Source organism: Kitasatospora sp. NPDC057940 (assembly GCF_042887425.1).
Taxonomy (GTDB): Bacteria; Actinomycetota; Actinomycetes; order Streptomycetales; family Streptomycetaceae; genus Kitasatospora.
In genome coordinates this window covers 1-1,760 of record NZ_JBHVPH010000017.1, presented here as the reverse complement: position 1 = coordinate 1,760, position 1,760 = coordinate 1, and the positions used below count along the sequence as shown (strand labels likewise).

At 72.6% G+C, this 1,760-nt stretch carries 2 protein-coding genes; one reads left to right on the top strand and one right to left on the bottom strand.

All coding sequences use genetic code 11. The annotated features are described in order from the left end of the window. Positions 1-290 precede the first annotated feature (290 nt). Complete coding sequence (locus ACFVTF_RS23885; protein WP_371516239.1) at positions 291-488, bottom strand: hypothetical protein; 198 nt, start codon at positions 486-488, stop codon at positions 291-293. A 408-nt stretch (positions 489-896) separates the two neighbouring features. Here ACFVTF_RS23885 and ACFVTF_RS23880 point away from each other — a divergent pair. Beyond that, positions 897-1,760 (top strand): serine/threonine-protein kinase (locus ACFVTF_RS23880; RefSeq protein ID WP_387816336.1); only part of this gene is annotated, 864 nt, incomplete at its 3' end.

The following is a 1,760-nucleotide window of genomic DNA, read 5'->3' as shown; positions in this document are numbered from 1 at the left end:
GTATCGCGCACAGTAACGGCCGGGGCCGCGATCCGTCAGGATCGCGGCCCCGGCCGTTTGGCGTTGACGGTGGTTCCGAGAAAGACGACGGCTGCGGGAAAAGAGAAGAGCCGCGTACGGTCGCCCTCACCGACGTCCGTACGCGGCGTCTCCGCCTGCCGGGGCGCTCTGCGCGCCACACACGCCCGTCCGCGTGTCATCGCGGCCGCGGCCTCCCCGGCGGCACTGTTCCCCGTCCCCAGGGGACCAGTGCCCGTTCTGTGGCCGACCCCGTCGGGGCCGGCGTGATCTCAGCGGCCGATCAGATCGGCGACGGCCTGGGCCTGGTTCGCCATCTGATCCCAACCGCCGAAGAGCAGCACCAGCACCACCGCGCACGGCAGGGCCATGGCCAGTGCCACGGCCGGGTGCCTGGTGGGCTGCTCGGCCGACCGGGACTGGACGACGGCCGACCGACGGCGGGGGTTTCCCGTGAGCTGCGGTGCCATGCCCTTACTCCTGTGGTCCGGTCGAGTTGGCGCGGTGAACGGCTTACCTCGGGGGACGAGCTCCCCGTCCACCGCTGAACACAACGCTATTGCTCAGGGGGCCCTCCGGGCGTCATGCCGTCGTACTGTTCCTCGGGCATCCCGGAGGATGACGCTCAGACTTCAGGCGTACTACCGCAGGGGGAGGGAGCCTTGGCCGCACCCCCGGGGGAACCCTGAGGGGCAACCCCGAGAAACGCTCCGGCACCCCTATGACCTGCGGGTCAGCGCACGATCCGACAATCACACGGCTGCTTGAGGTGTTGCGTATCAGCACACCGCAGGGGGCAGTCCGTAAGCTGTGCCAGACAGGAACTGACGATGCCCCAACCGACGGGGCCTCACCCACAGGCTGACGGGGAACGGAACATGGCGATGATGCGGCTGAGGCGTGAGGACCCCCGCATCGTCGGGCCGTACCGCCTGCACCGGCGACTGGGCGCCGGCGGCATGGGCGTGGTCTACCTCGGCTCCGACCGCCGCGGACAGCGCGTCGCCCTCAAGCTGATCCGCGCCGAACTCGCCGAGGACCAGGAGTTCCGCACCCGCTTCGCCCGCGAGATCGCCGCCGCCTCCCGCATCCGGGGCGGCTGCACCGCCCGCGTCGTCGGCTCCGACATCGAGGCCGACCGCCCCTGGCTCGCCACCGCCTACGTACCCGGGCCCTCCCTCTACAAGCAGGTCGGCGACGAAGGGCCGCTGAGCTGGCCCGAGGCCGCCCGGATCGGCGCCGCACTCGCCGACGGGCTGGTCAAGGTGCACGAGGCCGGGGTCGTCCACCGCGACCTCAAGCCCTCCAACATCCTGCTCTCGCCGCGGGGCCCGCGCATCATCGACTTCGGCATCGCCTGGTCGCGCGGCGCCAGCACCCTCACCCACGTCGGCACCGCCGTCGGCTCCCCCGGCTTCCTCGCGCCCGAGCAGGTCCGCGGCGCCGCCGTCACCCCCGCCACCGACGTGTTCGCGTTCGGGGCCACCCTCGCCTACGCGCTCACCGGGGACACCCCGTTCGGATCCGGGGCGTCCTCCGAGGTCATGCTCTACCGGGTCGTCCACGAGGAACCCGACCTGTCCGCCGTACCGACGCCGCTGGCACCGCTCATCCGCGCCTGCCTCGCCAAGGAACCCGCCGAACGGCCCGGCGCGGCCGCGCTGCACGAGCGCCTCAGCGAACTCGCGGCGCGCGGGGCGGCCGCCGGAACCGCCACCCGGACCGCGCGGCCCGGCCACGGG